Source organism: Bradyrhizobium sp. Kon37, from assembly GCF_055807535.1.
Genome location: NZ_JBVVOY010000307.1, coordinates 1 through 249, shown reverse-complemented (window position 1 = coordinate 249; position 249 = coordinate 1). Strand labels below are relative to the sequence as shown.

Sequence of the window (249 nt, the reverse complement as noted above, 5' to 3'; positions counted from 1 at the left end):
CCTTACACCTTCGCAGAACCCACTTCGCCGCACATCATCAGCGCGCAAGAGGGCAGACCGATAGAATCATTGGTAATGAGCGCCGGATTACGCGCGCTTGAACAACAGGCTGACTGGGTGTTAGTGGAAGGTGCTGGCGGCTGGTTTACGCCGCTTTCTGACACTTTCACTTGTGCAGATTGGGTAACACAGGAACAACTGCCGGTGATACTGGTAGTTGGTGTGAAACTCGGCTGTATTAATCACGCG

Annotated in this window: 1 protein-coding gene; it reads left to right on the top strand. The window is 53.4% G+C overall.

All coding sequences use genetic code 11. The features are described from left to right. Window positions 1-249 (top strand): dethiobiotin synthase (bioD, locus tag AC0L3J_RS38265; RefSeq protein WP_473350601.1); only part of this gene is annotated, 249 nt, incomplete at both ends.